Source organism: Gramella sp. KN1008 (genome assembly GCF_004332155.1).
Lineage (GTDB): Bacteria > Bacteroidota > Bacteroidia > Flavobacteriales > Flavobacteriaceae > Christiangramia.
Window position 1 is genome coordinate 167,058 of the sequence record NZ_SJDV01000004.1, and the last position, 17,951, is coordinate 185,008.

Sequence of the window (17,951 nt, forward strand, 5' to 3'; positions counted from 1 at the left end):
AAAGTACACTTCATAATAATTTTTAACAAACTTTGGCAACCTTTTTAGGGACTATTTAGAACTAGTTTAAAGTACTTTATAATTTGTTGAGACTTTTGAATAAGAGCGATTTGAATGATTAGCCACTTCGGCTTTCCGGAACTAAGCTACAAGCGGGTTTTAGCTGTTTTTGGCAAAAGCTTAACGGCTCCTGAAATTCAATTTTCGTAATTTCCTTATTCATTTCTACCCTATGAAAAACAGAACAAACAAATTGATCAGATCCCTGTCTGAAATTTTTGAAGGGGAGCCATGGTATGGAGAATCGGTGATGAAAAAACTGGAAAACGTGCCTTACAAGATCGGGTATGAAACCTGTGTTCCTGATTCTCATAGTGTTGCCGAGATCGTGGGACATCTGATTTCCTGGAAAAGCTTTGCCGCTGAAAAACTGAACGACAATAACGGTTATGATATTGAAATAGATTCTGAAACAGACTGGCCAATAGTAGAAATAAAAAGCCCGGAAGAATGGGAAGCCCTTAAACGAAGGCTTGTAGCTGCCCAGAGTAATATCTATAAATTTCTGGAAGCCAAACCTGATGATTCCTTTTTAGAGGAAAAGGTAAACGGGCAGGATTATAATTTTGAATTCCTTATTAGGGGGATTATCCAGCATGATATTTACCATCTGGGGCAGATTGGCCTGATCGAAAGTCAGTTAAAAAGAAAAGAAGAGAATTCTGGTGTTTTTAAAAGCTAAGCAGTAAATGGAGTTTATAGACTACTACAAACTTTTGGAACTGGACAAATCGGCTTCTCAAGCCGATATTAAAAAGGCTTACCGAAGGCTGGCCCGAAAATATCATCCCGATCTTAATCCAGACGATAAGGCGGCCCAGGCCCGGTTTCAACAGATCAATGAAGCCCATGAGGTACTGAGCGATCCCGAAAAACGAAAGAAATACGACGAATATGGCAAGGACTGGAAACATGCAGACCAGTTCGAAGAAGCCAGAAGACAACAGGCTGCTAGCGGCGGAGGATTTGGTGGAGGTTTTGGAGGGGGCGGACAGTCTTACAGCTATTCAGGTAGTTTTGATGAGGATACCTTTTCAGATTTTTTTGAACAAATGTTTGGAGGTCGTGCACGGGCCAGAGGCTCACATCGCGGAGGTCATTTTAAGGGGCAGGATTACAATGCCGAGCTTCAGCTGAGATTAAGTGAGGTCTACAGAAGCCAGAAACATACCCTTACCGTTAACGGAAAGAACATTCGTCTTACGATCCCTGCCGGGGTAGAGAATGGTCAGACGATTAAGATAAGGGGGCATGGAGGTCCGGGAGTGCAGGGAGGCCCTAAAGGAGATCTCTATATCACTTTCAATATAATTAACAATACTAACTTTAGGAGGGAAAAGGAAAATCTTTATTCCACTGAAGAGATAGATCTCACCACCGCGGTTCTGGGTGGAGAGATACATGTAAGAACCTTTGATGGGAAAGTAAAATTAAAGGTGAAACCGGGAACTCAGAATGGTGCCAGGGTGAAACTATCAGGAAAAGGCTTCCCGAAATACAAAAAGGAGAATCAGTTTGGAGACCTTTATATAACCTATAAAGTGAAAACACCTGAACATCTTACAGCGAAACAGAGAGAATTATTTGAGGAACTGAAAAAATCAGGTTTATAAAACAGGTCTCAGAAATTATAATAATGCATCTGAATATTTAAGAATAAATAAAAGAACAGATGAAAAAAGAAGATTTAATTCCGGCCGAGGAAATTTGCATAAGGTATGAAGTGGAACATCAGTTTGTAAGTTCCCTTTCAGAGATTGGGATTATTGAGATTATCACCATTGAGGATGCTGAATATGTACACTGTGATTACCTGGGGGATTTCGAGAAAATGATACGTCTGCACCGGGACCTGGATATAAACCTGGAAGGTCTGGAAGCTATAAATCATCTTTTAAAAAGAATAAGGGAACTGCAAAAAGACAACAGGCGGCTTAAGAACCGCCTGGGTCTTTATGAATAAACTATTTATTTTACTTCAAATTCCGTTTCGGAGGTTTTATCATTAAGTTTTACTTCTATAGTGTATTTCCCTTTTGGGATATAGAACTCTTCATCTGCAGCCTTTTCAATATCGAGTTTTTCGTTCTCTTTTTCAAGCATCTTCGCGGCCGCTTCACTTATCGTTAGGTCATACTTCCCGGTATTAAAGCCCTGATCGGTCTTCAGTTCAAATTCCTGAACCTTTTCTCCGGCTTCAGTTTTTACAGTAAATTTTGCGTTGCCTTCTTTTGCTGAATACCAGGTTAAGTCTAATGCGGGTTTATAAGGATCTATCCATTTACTGTAGGAGTTCCCCCATCTTGAAGAAAAACGTATGGCTGGAGCCGAGGATAAACTCAATGCAGTGTCAAGTTCATCCATATTCATATCTGAAATAGCCGCAACATCAGCTATATAAATAGAACGGCCATGGGTTCCCACCACAAGATCTTTTTCTTCAGGATGTACTCTTAGGTCATGAACAGCTACATTAGGAAAATTAGTGCTGAAGGGTTGCCAGTTTTGTCCACGATCCAGGGAAACATACATTCCGTTATCCGTTCCCAGATAAAGCACATTTTCATTATGTGGATCTTCTCTTATCACATTCACAGGAGATAATGGCAGATTTGAACTGATATCCTTCCAGGTTTTGCCATAGTCTTCAGAAACATATACATAGGCTCTGAAATCATCCCATCTATAGCCATTAAGTGTTGTGTATACTCTTTCCTTCGAATGTTCAGAAGCTATCACCCTGGAAACCCAGAGATCCTTTGGGAGCCCTTCACTTATATTTGTCCAGCTGCCTCCCGCATTTTTAGTAAGATAGATATAGCCGTCATCACTTCCGGTATAGATCAACCCGAACTGAAATGGAGATTCGCTAATGGTCGCCAGTGTGCCATAGGGCACGTCACCTTTTTTACCTCCTCCGGTAAGATCTTCAGAAATCGTAGTCCAGTTTTCTCCTTTATCCATACTACGCATTAGTTTATTGCTTCCCATATAAAGGATGTCCTGGTTATGGGGAGAAAGAAGGATGGGAGTTTGCCAGTTATATCTATAGGGGCTTTCGCCTAATTCATGCTTTGGGTGGATATATAACCTGTCGCCGGTTTTTCGGTTTATTCTGAAATAATTGCCAAACTGAAAGCCGGTATAAACTATATCGGGGTCCCTGCTGTCTATTTCTATTTGCATACCATCGCCACCCAGCAAACGGTCATAAGCGTAATCTCCTGAGTCCAGCCAGTTAAAATCTTCTTCATTAGTGTGTGGTCCTACCCAGACACCATTATCCTGAAGCCCCCCGTATACATGATAAGGGTCCTGATTATCTATATTGATTGCATAGAATTGTCCTACAGAAGGAGAGTTGTTCTTGATCCAGTTCTCACCATCGTCGTAAGAGATATTGATCCCTCCGTCATTTCCGTCAATAAGATGACCGCTACGTTCAGGGTTTATCCAAAGCGCGTGATGATCGGCATGAACATTTTCCGCATCGATGGATTTGAAGGTCTTTCCACCGTCCTTGGATTTCAGGATTGGAACGCCATAGATATAGATGGCATCCTTATTCTGAGGATCCACATGTATCATCCCAAAATAATAACCATAGCTGTAGTATACGTCATCCAGGTAATCTTCGTGGGTTTTGTTCCAGGTTTTACCTCCGTCATTACTCATATAGACCTGGGCGCCTATCACCGGAGTGTCGAACAGGAGAGAGTTGGCATCTTCCAGGTAAACCGCAATATCTTCGGGTTGTATCTCCCCTTTTCTAAGCATTTCCTTTACCGATTTGGCTGTGTACTTTTCCTGAAAGTCATTGTCTCTCAGGAAAGATTCAAGTTCTTCATCATCGAGTTTGAGAAATTCAGATCTTTTCATCTTTTTGAAATCATCCTTTTGAAGACCTTTTTCTTTCTTTTCATCTTCCGATTTTTCCCTTCGATCCTGATTGTCTACAATAGCGTAAACCGTATTTGAATCATAAACTGAAAGACCTATTCTTCCGACGCCATCTCCTGTTGGGAATCCAGATTCTTGGGTTGATATTTTGGTCCATGTATCTCCGGCATCATTACTTTTATAAATGCCGCTGTTCTCTCCACTTTCTCTGAAATTCCATGCTTTGCGATCCTTATCCCATGCAGCAGCATACATTTCATTAAAATTATCCGGATTGACGGCCACGTCAATGATCCCCGAATTTTCATCAATGAAAAGCTTATTGCTCCAGGTCTTCCCGCCGTCAGTGCTCTTGTAGATTCCGCGTTCCTTGTTCGGGGAATACAGATGTCCCGTGACCCCTACAACGATCTCATCTGCATTATCGGGGTTTATGAGAATTCTGCTTATATGGTGTGAGTCCGGTAAGCCCATGAATTCCCAGGTTTCTCCCTGGTCTTCAGATTTCAATAACCCTATCCCTGCATAGGACGACCTGGAGGCGTTTACTTCACCAGTTCCCACCCAGATAGTTCCATTTTTCCAATCCACGGCTATGTCGCCGATATTTTGCGTGGGACTGTTATCCATCACCGGAGTGAAGGTGGTCCCATTGTTATCGGTATACCATAATCCGCCGGAAGCGTAGGCGGCATAGAATTCAGTTGGATCTGCCGGGTTCACCGCGAAATCGGTTATCCGACCGCTCATTACGGTTGGGCCAATGTTTTTTAAAGGAATATTCCTTACAACAGATTTCTGTGTAAGCATTTCCTTTTTCTCAACACCAGTTTTCAGGGCGCTGCCTGAAGTCGCGGGTTGTTGGGAAAAAACAGATGTAAATGAAATAAGAAGTAGGCTGAAGAATTTGTAGCTGTGTTTCATGATTTTTTAAAGTAAGAGCCTAAAAATAGGAAAAGCTTGTGTTATTCGAAATTTTATTCTGCTTTTATAGCTATTGCATTTAAATCCTTTAATTTTGAAAAAACTGAAAAGATTTATTTATGAAATACGATAGAATCGACTCAAAACTCTTTATAAAAAACCGCAAGAATTTCATGAGACAAATGAAGCCCAACAGCCTTGCGGTATTTAATTCCAATGATATTTATCCGATTGGGGCTGACAGTACGATGCCGTTTCAGCAGAACCGGGATATTTTTTATCTGAGTGGGGTGGACCAGGAAGAAAGTATTTTGGTGTTGTTTCCTGATGCTCCAGACGAAAAACACAGAGAAATACTGTTCTTAACTGAAACCAATGATCATATTGCGGTTTGGGAAGGAGCTAAGCTTACGAAGGAGGATGCCTTGGAGGTGAGCGGTATAAAGACTGTTTACTGGATGAAGGATTTTGAAAAGATTTTCTTTGAAGTAATGACTCAATGTGAAACGGTTTATTTCAATACAAACGAACATTACCGCGCGGCTCATAAGACCGAAACCCGTGATCAGCGATTTATTAAATGGTGTAAGGAGAAATATCCCGCACATCAGGTGGCTAAATCCAATCCTATACTGCAAAGATTGAGATCTGTAAAAGATCCTATTGAACTGGAATTGATGCAGAAAGCATGCGATATTACGGAAAAAGCTTTTAGAAGGACACTAAATTTCGTGAAACCCGGAGTTTGGGAATATGAAATAGAAGCAGAGTATTATCATGAAATGATAAGGAACCGATCAAGAGGTTTTGCCTATACCCCCATTATAGCAAGTGGTAAGAATGCCTGTGTACTGCATTATATAGAGAACAATCAGCAATGTAAAGAAGGAGAGCTTATTCTGCTTGATACAGGTGCTGAGTATGCAAATTACTCCAGTGACCTTAGTAGAACCATTCCTGTTTCGGGAAGATATACAGACAGACAAAAGAAGGTTTATAATGCGGTTAATAGAGTGAAAAATGAAGCTACGAAACTTCTTGTTCCTGGAACACTCTGGAAAGAATATCACGTTGAGGTAGGTAAGATGATGACCTCAGAGTTACTGGATCTTGGTCTTCTTGGTAAAGCTGATGTTCAGAACGAGGATCCTGACTGGCCAGCTTATAAGAAATATTTTATGCACGGCACCTCGCATCATATTGGCCTTGACACCCATGATTATGGAATCCTTACCGAGCCTATGAAGGCAAACCAGGTATTTACGGTAGAGCCGGGTATCTATATTCCCGATGAAGGCTTCGGAATAAGGCTTGAAGACGATGTTGTGATCCAGGAAAAAGGAGAGCCTTTTAACCTGATGAGAAATATACCTATAGAAGCAGAGGAGATAGAAGATATCATGAACTCCTGATTCGTAAGAGATCTAATAATTTTATTAATAGCCGCGAATTCCTGATATCTGGAGTCCGCGGTTTTTTTATGTATGGCTACGATAGATTATAAGGGAAGCAAGATTAATTATGAATCTTATGGTATAGGTGAGAAGATCCCTCTGGTACTTTTGCATGGATTTCTTGAAGATCTTGGCATATGGGATCCAATTGTTAAGGAACTCAAAAAGGAACGGCAGGTTATTTGCATAGATTTACCCGGTCATGGAAAGTCTGAAGGAATTGCAGACATACATCCTATGAAGCTTATGGCTGATGTGGTTCGTGAGGTCGTGCATATGCTTGAACTGCCTGAGATTAGTATCGCGGGACACAGTATGGGAGGTTATGTATGTTTGGAATTCATGAAAAATTTTCCTATGATATTAAAGAGTTTAATGTTGATAAATTCAACACCGGTTGAGGATTCTGTGGAAAAGCAGGAAATACGTGAAAGATCTGTTAAACTGGTTGCGGAAAATAAGAAGGCATATATAAATATTGCGATCTCGAATTTATTTTCAGAAAGTAGTAAAGAAGTATATGTTTCGGAAATTGAAATTTTGAAGTCTCGGGCTATGAAAATGGAAGTGAGAAATATCCAGGCGGCTTTAATGGGTATGAAAATTCGTACAAATTATTTAAAGGAGCTTGAAAGGTTTCCTCGCCAGAAGATCATAGTTGCATCACAGGATGATCCAATATTGGAAATCAGAGAATTAGAAGGTATTTCCAGGGCAACCGGTTGTGAGCTGTATCGATTGAAGAATGGGCATAATTCCTATCTGGAAGACCAATCAAATTTGGTACAAAAGATACATTTTATCGATTAATTAACTCTTTTTGTCGAACAATTAACTTTTTTTTATACTTTAGAAATCTAGAAACCAGAATTTTACCTCTATGAAAAAAGTAAATCCTACTATGTTTTCATTTTCGAAGGTTTATTGCAGCCTTTTCGGGCATAAATTAAGAGTGTCTAAGAATATCACAAATCATGTGCATGAGTACAAATGCAAAAAGTGCGGGATGGAAATGACCGATACTGCAGATGGACTTTTGGCAAGATTAACTCCAAAATTCAAGGAGACAAATGCCTACCTTGCGAAGATACATAAGAAGCGCAAACGCATATTTCTTGCAAAAGCTTCTTAATCTTCCTTATTTCCCATAGAATTCCAGCCTCTCGCGATTAGCGGTAGTTTCTGGTCGGCCCGTGTGATAAGGTGCATACCTTCTTTTTCTTCAGTCATATGGCCAATAACCGTTAAATGGGGATTTCCTTTGATCTTATCGTAATCATCCTGAGAGATTGTGAATAGTAATTCATAATCTTCGCCCCCGCTTAACGCAATAGTCGTGCTGTCTAGTTCAAATTCTTCACACACCGAGATCACAGCAGGGTCTAAGGGAACTTTCTCTTCAAAAAGGTTAGCCCCCACTTTCGAGTTTTTGCAAAGGTGAATTATTTCAGAAGACAGTCCGTCACTGATATCGATCATTGAAGTTGGCTTTACTTCCAGTTGTTTAAGCAGAGGAGGAATATCTTTTCTTGCTTCGGGTTTGAGCTGTCTTTCGATAAGATAAGTATACTGGTCCAGATCTGGTTGCGCATTGGGGTTCGCTTTAAAAACTTCTTTTTCACGTTCCAATACCTGTAATCCCATGTAAGCAGCCCCCAGATCACCTGTTAATACAAGTAAATCATTAGGTTTGGCGCCTTCACGGTAAACCACTTCACCTTCTTCCGCGAAGCCTAAGGCAGTAACGCTAATTAGCAGTCCAGATGTAGAGGAGGTAGTGTCACCGCCTACTATATCAATATTGTAGATTTTTGAAGCCAGTTCGATGCCGGCGTAAAGCTCTTCAAGGGCTTCTACCGGAAATCGGTTGGATACCGCAATAGAAATGGTTATCTGAGTTGCTTTGCCGTTCATCGCGTAGATGTCTGAGAGATTAACCATCACAGCCTTGTAACCCAGATGTTTCAGGGGCATGTAGGATAGATCAAAATGAACCCCTTCAATAAGCAGATCGGTGCTTACTAAGGTTTGTTTGTTTTCAAAATTCAGAACTGCCGCATCGTCACCAATGGCCCTGACAGTTGATTTCAGTTTAGGGCTAAAATTTTTCGTTAGATGGTCTATGAGTCCAAATTCTCCTAATTCTGAAAGGTTTGTTCTGCTTTCCTGACTATTCTCAAACATGTTCCTGCATTTAAAATGCAAAAGTAAGCATATAAATTTCAAAGAAGAATAAACGGGAAAAAGCTTTTGAGGAACAAAGTTTGATCAGTTTACCAAAGTAGACTATAATAGGAATATTTCTAATTGGCGGGCTCTATAATTCAATTTTTAAAACATATACCTGCTCTATGGTAAAACACCAGCTTTGTAGTATATTTGTGCCCAATTTAGAATTAATCTTTATAACTTATGATAAAAGTTAGCGAAGAGGCTAAAAAAAAGATATCCGCCCTTATGAATGAAGAGGGATTTAGCGTAGAGGCCGATTACGTTCGCGTAGGGGTGAAGAGTGGCGGTTGCTCTGGTTTGTCTTACGAACTGAAGTTCGATAAGGCTCAGAGCGAAGGAGATAAGGTGTTTGAGGACAACAATGTTAAGATTGTTGTGGATAAACGCAGTGTCCTCTATCTCGCCGGGACCATTCTGGAATATTCAGGTGGTTTGAACGGGAAGGGATTTGTTTTTAACAACCCCAATGCCCAGCGAACCTGTGGTTGTGGGGAGAGTTTTTCGCTCTAATAATTCAAAATTTAAGATTCAAGATTGAAAAAATGGGGAAAATTGAACGTTTTGAAGATCTTGAAATATGGGATAAAGCGAGAAATCTCTGCAAAAAGATATTTGAAATAAGAAATGAAACCAATTTAAAATCTGATTATAGGCTTTATGATCAGATTAATTCCGCTTCAGGTTCCATAATGGATAATATAGCGGAAGGTTTTGAAAGAAATGGGAACAGGAGTTTATTCAGTTTCTTTCAATTGCAAAGGCTTCTTGTGGAGAAGTCCGGTCGCAATTATACCGGATAAGGGATAGAAATTATATTCGGGCGGAGGAGTTTGACCTTCTACTTGATGAAGTTCTGTCTCTAAATAAACAAATTGGAGGGTTTATTGGTTACCTTCAGAAGAGTGATTATAAGGGTACAAAGTTTAGATAATTTTGAACTTTTAATCTTGAATTTAGAATAAAAAGAACATGGCATATACTGAAGACGATTTAAAGAAAGAGCTCGAGACCAAAGAGTATGAGTATGGATTTTATACCGATATAGAATCTGATACCCTGCCTGTTGGTTTGAATGAAGATATTGTTAGGGCGATTTCTAAAAAGAAGGAAGAACCGGAATGGATGACCGAATGGCGCCTTGAAGCTTTTCGTGCCTGGGAAGAAATGACCGAGCCGGAATGGGCGAATGTGAAATATCCGAAACCGGACTTTCAGAACATATCTTATTATTCAGCACCTAACAAAAAGCCGAAATATGACAGTTTAGACGAGGTAGATCCTGAATTGCTGGATACCTTTAAAAAACTGGGTATTTCACTAGATGAGCAGAAAAAGCTCGCGGGGGTGGCAGTAGATGTGGTAATGGATTCTGTATCTGTGACCACTACCTTTAAGAAGACCCTTGCTGAAAAAGGAATTATTTTCTGCTCGATTTCAGAAGCTATTAAGGAGCATCCGGAACTGGTGAAAAAGTATCTTGGAACAGTAGTTCCTAAAAAAGATAATTTTTACGCGGCCCTTAATTCGGCTGTATTCAGTGATGGTTCTTTCTGCTATATTCCTAAGGGGGTGCGTTGCCCAATGGAGCTTTCTACCTATTTCCGGATTAACCAGGCGGGTACCGGGCAGTTTGAAAGAACGCTAGTCATTGCTGAACCGGGAAGTTACGTAAGCTACCTGGAAGGCTGTACAGCGCCGATGCGTGATGAAAATCAGCTTCATGCGGCTGTAGTGGAACTTATCGCGCTGGATGATGCCGAAATAAAATACAGTACCGTTCAAAACTGGTATCCTGGAAATAAAGAAGGGAAAGGTGGAGTCTATAATTTTGTTACCAAGCGAGGGCTTTGTGAAAAGAATGCGAAAATTTCCTGGACACAAGTAGAGACAGGATCGGCTGTAACGTGGAAATATCCTAGTTGTATCCTGAAAGGTGATAATTCTATTGGTGAATTCTATTCCATAGCGGTGACTAACAATTTCCAGCAAGCTGATACAGGAACGAAAATGATCCATTTAGGAAAGAACACTAAGAGTACAATTATCTCCAAAGGTATCTCTGCGGGTAGATCCCAGAATTCATATCGAGGGCTGGTACAAATAAATCCGCGCGCAGAGAACGCGAGGAACTTCTCTCAGTGTGATTCCCTGTTGATGGGTAATAAATGTGGTGCTCATACCTTCCCTTATATAGAGGTTAAGAACAAGACAGGACAGGTAGAACACGAGGCAACCACGAGTAAGATTGGAGAAGATCAGATATTTTATTGTAACCAGAGAGGGATAGATACCGAAAAGGCTATTGCTCTTATAGTTAATGGTTTCAGTAAAGAGGTATTGAATAAATTACCAATGGAATTTGCTGTGGAGGCTCAGAAACTGCTTGAGATCTCCCTGGAAGGTTCTGTAGGATAATTCAAAATTCAAGAGGTAGTAAACCGGAATGAAACGATTATTAGTACTCTTATTGTCGATAGCATTTTTAAGTGCCTGCCAGGATGAAGACAGGAAAGATCTAATGACGCAGCCTGAAGCGGAAAAGATACCTGATAGTATTCAGGTTTTGAAAGGAGAGATCATTTTTGGAACACAATCGGCTGTCATCAGGGGAGAGGATTTTGTATATGGGGTGACCATCGATTCTATTTCAGAGATCCTTTCAGGAAAAGTCGATTCATTGAAAAAAGATGATTTTGATATGGTTCCGGTAACCGTGAAAGCGAAAATAATTCCTAATCCCGCACGGGATGGATGGGAAGAGATCATCGAAATTAGAGAAATTATAGAAGTGTCAAAAACTGAGAATGTTTCAGACACTATAGAAGAATAAAACAGAAAATTAAACTTCTGCCGCAAGGCAGATTCAGAATTGATAGAAATGCTTAAAATAAAGAATTTACACGCCAGCATAGAAGATAAGGAAATATTAAAGGGGATTAACCTTGAGATCAATCCCGGAGAGGTTCATGCGATCATGGGACCTAACGGTTCTGGGAAAAGTACCTTATCATCTGTGATAGCCGGAAGGGAAGAATATGAAATGACCGACGGCGAGATCGTTTTTGAAGGTGAAGACCTTTCAGAATTGGATCCGGAAGAAAGAGCGCATAAGGGAATATTCCTTTCTTTTCAATATCCTGTTGAAATTCCGGGAGTATCGGTGACCAATTTTATCAAGACTGCCATCAATGCTCAGCGAAAGGCGCATGGCAAAGAGGATATGCCGGCAAATGAAATGCTGAAGCTTATTCGTGAGAAATCTGAAATGCTGGAAATAGACCGTAAGTTTCTTTCGCGTTCCATCAATGAAGGTTTTTCTGGTGGAGAGAAGAAACGTAACGAGATCTTCCAGATGGCAATGCTGAATCCCAAGCTTTCTATACTGGACGAAACAGATTCCGGTCTGGATATCGATGCCCTGAAAGTAGTGGCTAACGGTGTTAATAAGTTGAGAAGAGAAGATAATGCGGTCCTGTTGATTACTCACTACCAGAGACTGCTTAATTACATCGTTCCAGATGTGGTACATGTGATGGTAGATGGAAAGATAGTTAAGTCTGGTGGTAAAGACCTTGCTTACGAACTGGAAGAAAGAGGTTACGACTGGGTAAAGAAAGAAAAAACCGTTTAATTAATTCGAGAATTTGAAGATCATAAATTCGACGATTAACATCAAAGCTGAAATAGAAGATTAACGATTAAGAGTTTCAGCTTTAAACTTTAAAAAATGGAATTAAAAGATAAACTTATCTCATCATTTTTTGCCTTTGAAGAGGGGGTGGATTCTGATAACGGACTTTACGATATCAGGAACAAGGCTATCAAGGAGTTTGAGACACTTGGGTTTCCCAACAGGAAAGATGAGAACTGGAAATATACATCGCTTAATTCGGTATTAAAACATGATTACAGCGTGTTTCCGGAGAAAGAAGACGCAATTGAGTATAAGGATATCAAGAAATACTTTATTCACGATATCGATACTTATGATCTTGTTTTCATAGACGGGATATATTCTTCGCACCTGTCACAAACAACACATGATAAAATTGATGTTTGCCTTATGTCTTCGGCGCTGAATCATGAGAAATACAAGGCCGTAATAGACAATTATTTCAATAAGGTAGCACCAAAATCAGGTCTTAATTCTCTGAATACTGCCTTCGCAAGAGAAGGAGCCTTTATCCATATACATAAGAATAAGCTTGCTGATAAGCCTATTCAGATCATCAATTTTTCCACAGGGAATGAATCGGCGTTGCTTTTGCAGCCCCGAAACCTTATAGTGGTGGACGAAAATTCTCAGGTCCAGATCATCGAGAGGCATCAAAGCCTGACAGATCACCCAGTGCTTACCAATTCGGTAACTGAGATCTTTGCCGATAAACGTGCGATAGTGGATTTTTATAAGATTCAGAATGATAGGGCTTCGGCTTCTCTTATAGACAATACATTTATAGAGCAGAAGGATGAAAGTGCCGTTTCAGTTCACACTTTTTCATTTGGTGGAAAGCTTACCAGAAACAATCTTAATTTCTATCAGAAGGGTGAGCGTATAGATTCTACTATGAAAGGAGTTACCATTATTGAGGACAAACAGCACGTAGATCATAACACTCTTGTACATCATATTGAGCCCAACTGCGAAAGCCATCAGGATTATAAGGGGATTTATGGCGACAGATCTACAGGCGTGTTCAACGGGAAAGTAGTCGTTGAAAAAGAAGCTCAAAAGACCAATGCTTATCAGTCCAATAACAATATTCTGGCAGATGATAAGGCTACCATCAATTCTAAACCACAGTTAGAGATTTTCGCGGATGACGTAAGGTGCAGTCACGGTTGTACTATAGGTCAACTTGATGAGGAAGCATTGTTCTATCTTCAGTCACGAGGAATTCCTCGTAAGGAGGCTCGCGGGCTGCTTATGTACGCGTTTGCAAATAATGTACTTGAAAGTGTAAGGATTCCCGAAGTTAAAAAGAGGATCAACAAACTCATAGCTTCAAAACTTGAAGTGGATCTTGGCTTTAATCTGTAACTTTAATATTTAAAATCATTAAGGATGGCTCATCAAACTCAGGCAAAGACTTTTGAGGTGGAAAGAATACGCAAAGACTTTCCAATTCTTAATCGTGAGGTTAATGGCTATCCTTTGGTCTATTTTGATAACGCCGCGACCTCTCAAACTCCGCAACAGGTGATAGATGCGATCGCGGATTATTATTCAAATTATAACGCCAACATACATCGCGGGGTGCATTCTCTTTCTCAGGAGGCCACCGATAAATATGAGCAGGCAAGGATAAAGATTCAGCAGCATTTTAATGCTGGGAAAGCACATGAGATCATCTTTACGTCAGGCACAACCCATGGTATAAACCTTGTGGCAAGTGGGTTTTCAGGATTTTTAAAAGAGGGAGATGAGGTGATCGTTTCGGCCATGGAACATCATTCCAATATAGTCCCGTGGCAGATGCTATGTGAAAGAACCGGAGCCAAACTCAAGGTTATTCCTATGGATCAAAAGGGAGAGCTGATTTATGCTGAATTTGAAAAGCTTTTAAGTGCAAAAGCTCGCTTAGTTTTTGTGAATCATGTCTCTAATGCACTGGGGACGGTAAACCCTATAAAGGATATTATTCAAAAATCGCATGCCGTGGGAGCCGCTGTCCTTGTTGACGGAGCCCAGGCAGCTCCCCATATAAAAGCCGATGTTCAGGATTTGGATGTGGATTTTTATGTGGTCTCTGCGCATAAGATGTGTGGGCCAACCGGGGTAGGCATTTTATATGGCAAAGAAGAATGGCTTGAAAAGCTTCCTCCCTACCAGGGGGGAGGAGAAATGATTGCCACTGTTTCTTTTGAAGGTACCACCTATGCCGGCTTACCTCATAAATTCGAAGCCGGAACACCCAATATCTGCGGTGGAATAGCTTTTGGTGCGGCATTGGACTACATGAATGGGCTGGGATTTGATGAGATCGCAGCGTATGAACATGAGCTTCTTGAATATGCTACCCGGAAACTTAAGGAGATCGAAGGAATGAAAATATATGGAGAAGCCGCTGAAAAGACCGCGGTGATCTCCTTTAATATAGAAGGTCTTCATCCCTATGATATCGGGACATTGCTCGATAAAATGGGAATTGCGGTGAGAACCGGTCATCATTGTGCTCAACCCGTAATGGATTTCTTCAAGATCCCGGGCACAGTAAGAGCTTCTTTTTCTTTTTACAATACCTTTGAAGAGATAGGCAGGTTTGTGGAAGGAGTGAAAAAGGCTAAAATGATGCTTCAGTAAATTCTTTCTTTTTATTTACAAAACATCGATAAAACGCTAATTTTACACGATGAACTACGCTTTTGTGTTAATAATCTCTGATATTTGAGTTAAGAATTATTTAAAGTTTTGGCTATATTCGGCAAGTGTTTTTCATAAAAACATCTGATAAAGTGCCAAAATTTTTAAAATCAAACCAAACAATTAGAAAGTCGGTAATATTATTTTTTTTGGCATCTGCGCACTGATATTGCCGGCAGGAAACAATTTATTAACCCAAAATCTTTTAAATGAAAAAAATTTATTTGCTGGCCTCGGCCCTAAGCCTTGTTTTTGCCTCCTGTCAAAAGTCTGCAGACGAAACTGTAGAGGAAAGGATGGCCTTGCCTCAGGAAGAAACCCTTGCGATTTCAGACGAACAATGTGGAACCATGGGAGTGCTTGGAGATAAGCTTGCTGAAAATCCAGAACTTGCTACTAAGATGGCAGCTGTGGAAGCGCATACTGAAAAAGCTATTAACAATGGATGGACCAAACGTATCGCTGCTGACGGTAAGCTGGAAATCCCTATTGTTTTTCATGTGCTCTATAATACTAGCAGTGAGAACATTCCTCTTTCACAATTACAGGATCAGGTTGATGCGTTGAATGAAGATTTCAATTTGCAGAATCCCGGAAGAAATTCAATTCCTTCTGAATTTTCAACCGTAGAAGCCAATATTGATATCCGTTTTGTACTGGAAGATGTAATTCGCGTTAAAACTAAAAAGCGTCAGTGGAGACCAGACGATAGTATGAAATTCTCCTCGAGTGATGGCTCAGATGTTGTAAACCCTCAGGAATTCCTTAATATCTGGGTGGTTGGTAATATGCCTTACAGAGGAGGGAATATTCTTGGTTACGCTCAGTTTCCAGGAGGAAGCTGGTCTACAGACGGGGTAGTGCTTGATCACAGATTTACCGGTACTACTCAGTATTCAACGGGAAGAACGGCCACTCATGAAGTTGGGCACTGGTTAAACCTTCGTCACATCTGGGGTGACGGAGGATGTGGTGCTACAGATTATGTAGCCGATACACCTGATTCCGACGGGCCAAGTCGCGGATGTCCTACTTATCCAACAGTAAACTGTGGTACGGCCGATATGACCATGAACTTTATGGATTATTCAGACGATCCATGTCTTAATATGTTCACAGAAGGTCAGAAGGCCAGAATGTTAAGTGTATTTGCTAACGGAGGTTTCCGTGAGACAATGGCTGACTAGGCAATCAGTTAATAAAATTTAAAAGAGGCACCCTTGTGGTGCCTTTTTTCGTAATATGCATTTACTCTTAAATGAAAACATATGAGAACTTCATTGATTGCCCTTATATTAATGGTCTTTACCACCAATGATTGTACAAAACCTGATCAGGTTCCGGTTACCTCTATGAGTTATGAAACCTTCACCCGAGGTTCCTCAACTATTTATAGGATCTCCCCTGATAGTTTAAAGATAATTAGCTCAGGCCTTAATAGCTCACAGAATTCTATCGCTATTACAAAGGCTCAATGGGATGTACTTCTGGAAAAGCTTCAGGGGGTAGAGGTTTCGAAGATCAATCAGTTAAAAGCAGATTCAGAGGAAAGAGCAAGAGACGCCGCTGCCCACGCCATTTTGAGTGTTCGTAAGAATGATACTATTTATAAGACTAATACGTTCGATCACGGGAATGCGCCGGAACCTATACAACCATTAGTAGAAGCTATCCTAAGATTAGCAGAAAATGTTGAATAGCAGTACTTGTTATTGTACTTTTGCGTAAAATCATGACTTATGACGATACAGGAAAAACAACAGGAGGTAATTGAAGAGTTTTCCATGTTTGACGACTGGATGCAGCGATATGAATATATGATAGAACTTGGAAAATCCCTTCCGTTAATTGATGAAAAATATAAGATCGATGAGAACCTCATAAAGGGTTGCCAGAGTAAGGTATGGGTTCATGCCGAGCTTGAAGGGGATAAGCTGGTTTTTACCGCCGATAGCGATGCCATTATCACTAAAGGTATCGTTGCGATCCTCATCAGGGTGTTCTCACATCAACCTCCTGCAGAGATCATCGATGCAGACACTGCATTCATCGATGAGATTGGCCTCAAGGAGCATTTGTCACCTACCAGGGCGAATGGACTCGTAAGTATGATAAAACAACTTAAAATGTATGCGGTAGCATATCAAACCCAATTGAATTAAAAAAAGATGGCTGAAGAAATAAACACTCAGGAACTGGGAGAAAAAATCGTTACTGTCCTAAAGACGATCTACGATCCGGAAATTCCGGTAGATATCTATGAATTAGGACTAATCTATGATGTGATGGTAAGTACAGATCATGATGTGAAAATACTTATGACCCTTACCACTCCAAACTGTCCTGTTGCAGAATCCCTGCCTATGGAGGTTGAAGAAAAAGTGAAATCACTTGATATAGTTAAGGACTGTGAGGTTGAGATCACCTTCGATCCGCCATGGAATCAGGATCTTATAAGCGAGGAAGCCAAACTGGAGCTGGGACTTTTATAATTTCATATCCATGTCCGAAGAGATAATAAACCGTGTAGCAGAGAGCAAACTGGTTACCTTTAATCTGGAAGATTATTATCCGGAAGGGGAGCGTATAGTCTTTGATCTTAGTAAATGGTTACATGAAGGTTTCGTGCTGCGGGAGAAAGATTTTAGGGAGAGTGCAAAAGAACATGACTGGGAACAATATAATGACAAGTATATTGCGCTCACCTGTTCTACCGATGCTATCGTTCCGGCATGGGCTTATATGTTAATTACGACCTGTCTTCAGCCTTATTCTAAAAAAGTGGTGATCGGGGATCTCGAGAACCTGGAAAGCCATCTGTACCAGGAGGTAATAGAAAGGCTGGATGTATCAGATCTCAAGGATAAACCGGTTATAGTGAAAGGCTGCTCTCATAAGCCTGTACCTAAAAATGCCTATCTGTTTCTGATAAATAAACTTCAGCCTGTAGTGAAAAGTCTTATGTACGGAGAGGCCTGCTCTTCGGTTCCCTTATATAAACAACCAAAAAAATAACT

Annotated in this window: 19 protein-coding genes and 1 pseudogene; 18 read left to right on the forward strand and 2 right to left on the reverse strand. The window is 40.5% G+C overall.

What is annotated here, in order from left to right; genetic code table 11:
• Positions 1-253 precede the first annotated feature (253 nt).
• Genes EZJ28_RS09000 through EZJ28_RS09010 form a run of 3 tightly spaced genes read left to right on the forward strand, consistent with a single transcriptional unit; the run spans position 254 to position 2,023 of the window.
• A complete protein-coding gene (locus EZJ28_RS09000) occupies positions 254-742 on the forward strand; it encodes a DinB family protein (protein WP_165499056.1) in 489 nt (162 codons plus the stop codon).
• 7 nt (positions 743-749) lie between these two features.
• On the forward strand, positions 750-1,673 hold the full coding sequence (locus tag EZJ28_RS09005) for a DnaJ C-terminal domain-containing protein (protein ID WP_131397053.1): 924 nt from the start codon (positions 750-752) through the stop codon (positions 1,671-1,673).
• 59 nt (positions 1,674-1,732) lie between these two features.
• Positions 1,733-2,023, forward strand: coding sequence for a chaperone modulator CbpM (locus EZJ28_RS09010; protein WP_131397055.1), 291 nt, complete (start codon positions 1,733-1,735; stop codon positions 2,021-2,023).
• A gap of 5 nt (positions 2,024-2,028) precedes the next feature.
• Here the strand turns inward: EZJ28_RS09010 and EZJ28_RS09015 are convergent, their stop codons facing one another.
• Positions 2,029-4,884: a sialidase family protein gene (locus EZJ28_RS09015; RefSeq protein WP_131397057.1), complete on the reverse strand. Its 2,856-nt coding sequence runs from the start codon at positions 4,882-4,884 to the stop codon at positions 2,029-2,031.
• A gap of 119 nt (positions 4,885-5,003) precedes the next feature.
• On the opposite strand from EZJ28_RS09015, the gene EZJ28_RS09020 reads away from it, so the two are divergent.
• The 3 genes from EZJ28_RS09020 to EZJ28_RS09030 all read left to right on the forward strand — a co-directional run bounded on the left by EZJ28_RS09020 (position 5,004) and on the right by EZJ28_RS09030 (position 7,470).
• Positions 5,004-6,296 (forward strand): aminopeptidase P family protein, encoded by a 1,293-nt coding sequence (locus tag EZJ28_RS09020; protein ID WP_131397059.1) that lies wholly within the window; start codon positions 5,004-5,006, stop codon positions 6,294-6,296.
• A 72-nt stretch (positions 6,297-6,368) separates the two neighbouring features.
• A complete protein-coding gene (locus tag EZJ28_RS09025; RefSeq protein ID WP_131397061.1) occupies positions 6,369-7,148 on the forward strand; it encodes an alpha/beta fold hydrolase in 780 nt (259 codons plus the stop codon).
• A 70-nt stretch (positions 7,149-7,218) separates the two neighbouring features.
• Positions 7,219-7,470 carry a hypothetical protein gene (locus EZJ28_RS09030; RefSeq protein ID WP_131397063.1) on the forward strand — a complete coding sequence of 84 codons (252 nt, stop codon included), beginning with the start codon at positions 7,219-7,221 and terminating at the stop codon, positions 7,468-7,470.
• On the opposite strand, the gene thiL is transcribed toward EZJ28_RS09030, so the two are convergent.
• Entirely contained in the window at positions 7,467-8,522 is a 1,056-nt protein-coding gene (gene thiL / locus EZJ28_RS09035) for a thiamine-phosphate kinase (protein WP_131397065.1), read from the reverse strand. The two genes, EZJ28_RS09030 and thiL, sit on opposite strands and share 4 nt — an antisense overlap.
• Positions 8,523-8,750: 228 nt before the next feature.
• Between thiL and EZJ28_RS09040 the strand changes: the two genes are divergently transcribed.
• The 12 genes and pseudogenes from EZJ28_RS09040 to EZJ28_RS09095 all read left to right on the forward strand — a co-directional run bounded on the left by EZJ28_RS09040 (position 8,751) and on the right by EZJ28_RS09095 (position 17,949).
• Positions 8,751-9,080, forward strand: a complete 330-nt coding sequence (locus EZJ28_RS09040; RefSeq protein ID WP_131397067.1) for an iron-sulfur cluster assembly accessory protein — start codon at positions 8,751-8,753, stop codon at positions 9,078-9,080.
• 32 nt (positions 9,081-9,112) lie between these two features.
• Positions 9,113-9,501: pseudogene (locus EZJ28_RS09045) on the forward strand (four helix bundle protein).
• Between the two features lie 38 nt (positions 9,502-9,539).
• Entirely contained in the window at positions 9,540-10,985 is a 1,446-nt protein-coding gene (gene sufB, locus EZJ28_RS09050) for a Fe-S cluster assembly protein SufB (RefSeq protein ID WP_131397069.1), read from the forward strand.
• Between the two features lie 28 nt (positions 10,986-11,013).
• Positions 11,014-11,400 carry a hypothetical protein gene (locus EZJ28_RS09055; RefSeq protein ID WP_131397071.1) on the forward strand — a complete coding sequence of 129 codons (387 nt, stop codon included), beginning with the start codon at positions 11,014-11,016 and terminating at the stop codon, positions 11,398-11,400.
• 48 nt (positions 11,401-11,448) lie between these two features.
• Entirely contained in the window at positions 11,449-12,201 is a 753-nt protein-coding gene (gene sufC / locus EZJ28_RS09060; RefSeq protein WP_131397073.1) for a Fe-S cluster assembly ATPase SufC, read from the forward strand.
• Positions 12,202-12,297: 96 nt separating this feature from the next.
• Positions 12,298-13,611: a Fe-S cluster assembly protein SufD gene (sufD, locus tag EZJ28_RS09065; RefSeq protein ID WP_131397075.1), complete on the forward strand. Its 1,314-nt coding sequence runs from the start codon at positions 12,298-12,300 to the stop codon at positions 13,609-13,611.
• A gap of 24 nt (positions 13,612-13,635) precedes the next feature.
• On the forward strand, positions 13,636-14,874 hold the full coding sequence (locus tag EZJ28_RS09070) for an aminotransferase class V-fold PLP-dependent enzyme (RefSeq protein ID WP_131397076.1): 1,239 nt from the start codon (positions 13,636-13,638) through the stop codon (positions 14,872-14,874).
• Between the two features lie 269 nt (positions 14,875-15,143).
• Positions 15,144-16,121, forward strand: coding sequence for a zinc metalloprotease (locus EZJ28_RS09075; protein ID WP_131397078.1), 978 nt, complete (start codon positions 15,144-15,146; stop codon positions 16,119-16,121).
• Positions 16,122-16,202: 81 nt separating this feature from the next.
• Positions 16,203-16,634 (forward strand): hypothetical protein, encoded by a 432-nt coding sequence (locus EZJ28_RS09080; protein WP_131397080.1) that lies wholly within the window; start codon positions 16,203-16,205, stop codon positions 16,632-16,634.
• Between the two features lie 39 nt (positions 16,635-16,673).
• Complete coding sequence (locus tag EZJ28_RS09085; RefSeq protein ID WP_131397082.1) at positions 16,674-17,096, forward strand: SufE family protein; 423 nt, start codon at positions 16,674-16,676, stop codon at positions 17,094-17,096.
• A 6-nt stretch (positions 17,097-17,102) separates the two neighbouring features.
• Positions 17,103-17,426, forward strand: a complete 324-nt coding sequence (locus EZJ28_RS09090; RefSeq protein ID WP_131397084.1) for an iron-sulfur cluster assembly protein — start codon at positions 17,103-17,105, stop codon at positions 17,424-17,426.
• A 10-nt stretch (positions 17,427-17,436) separates the two neighbouring features.
• Positions 17,437-17,949 carry a DUF2480 family protein gene (locus tag EZJ28_RS09095; protein ID WP_131397086.1) on the forward strand — a complete coding sequence of 171 codons (513 nt, stop codon included), beginning with the start codon at positions 17,437-17,439 and terminating at the stop codon, positions 17,947-17,949.
• The last annotated feature ends 2 nt before the right edge of the window (positions 17,950-17,951 follow it).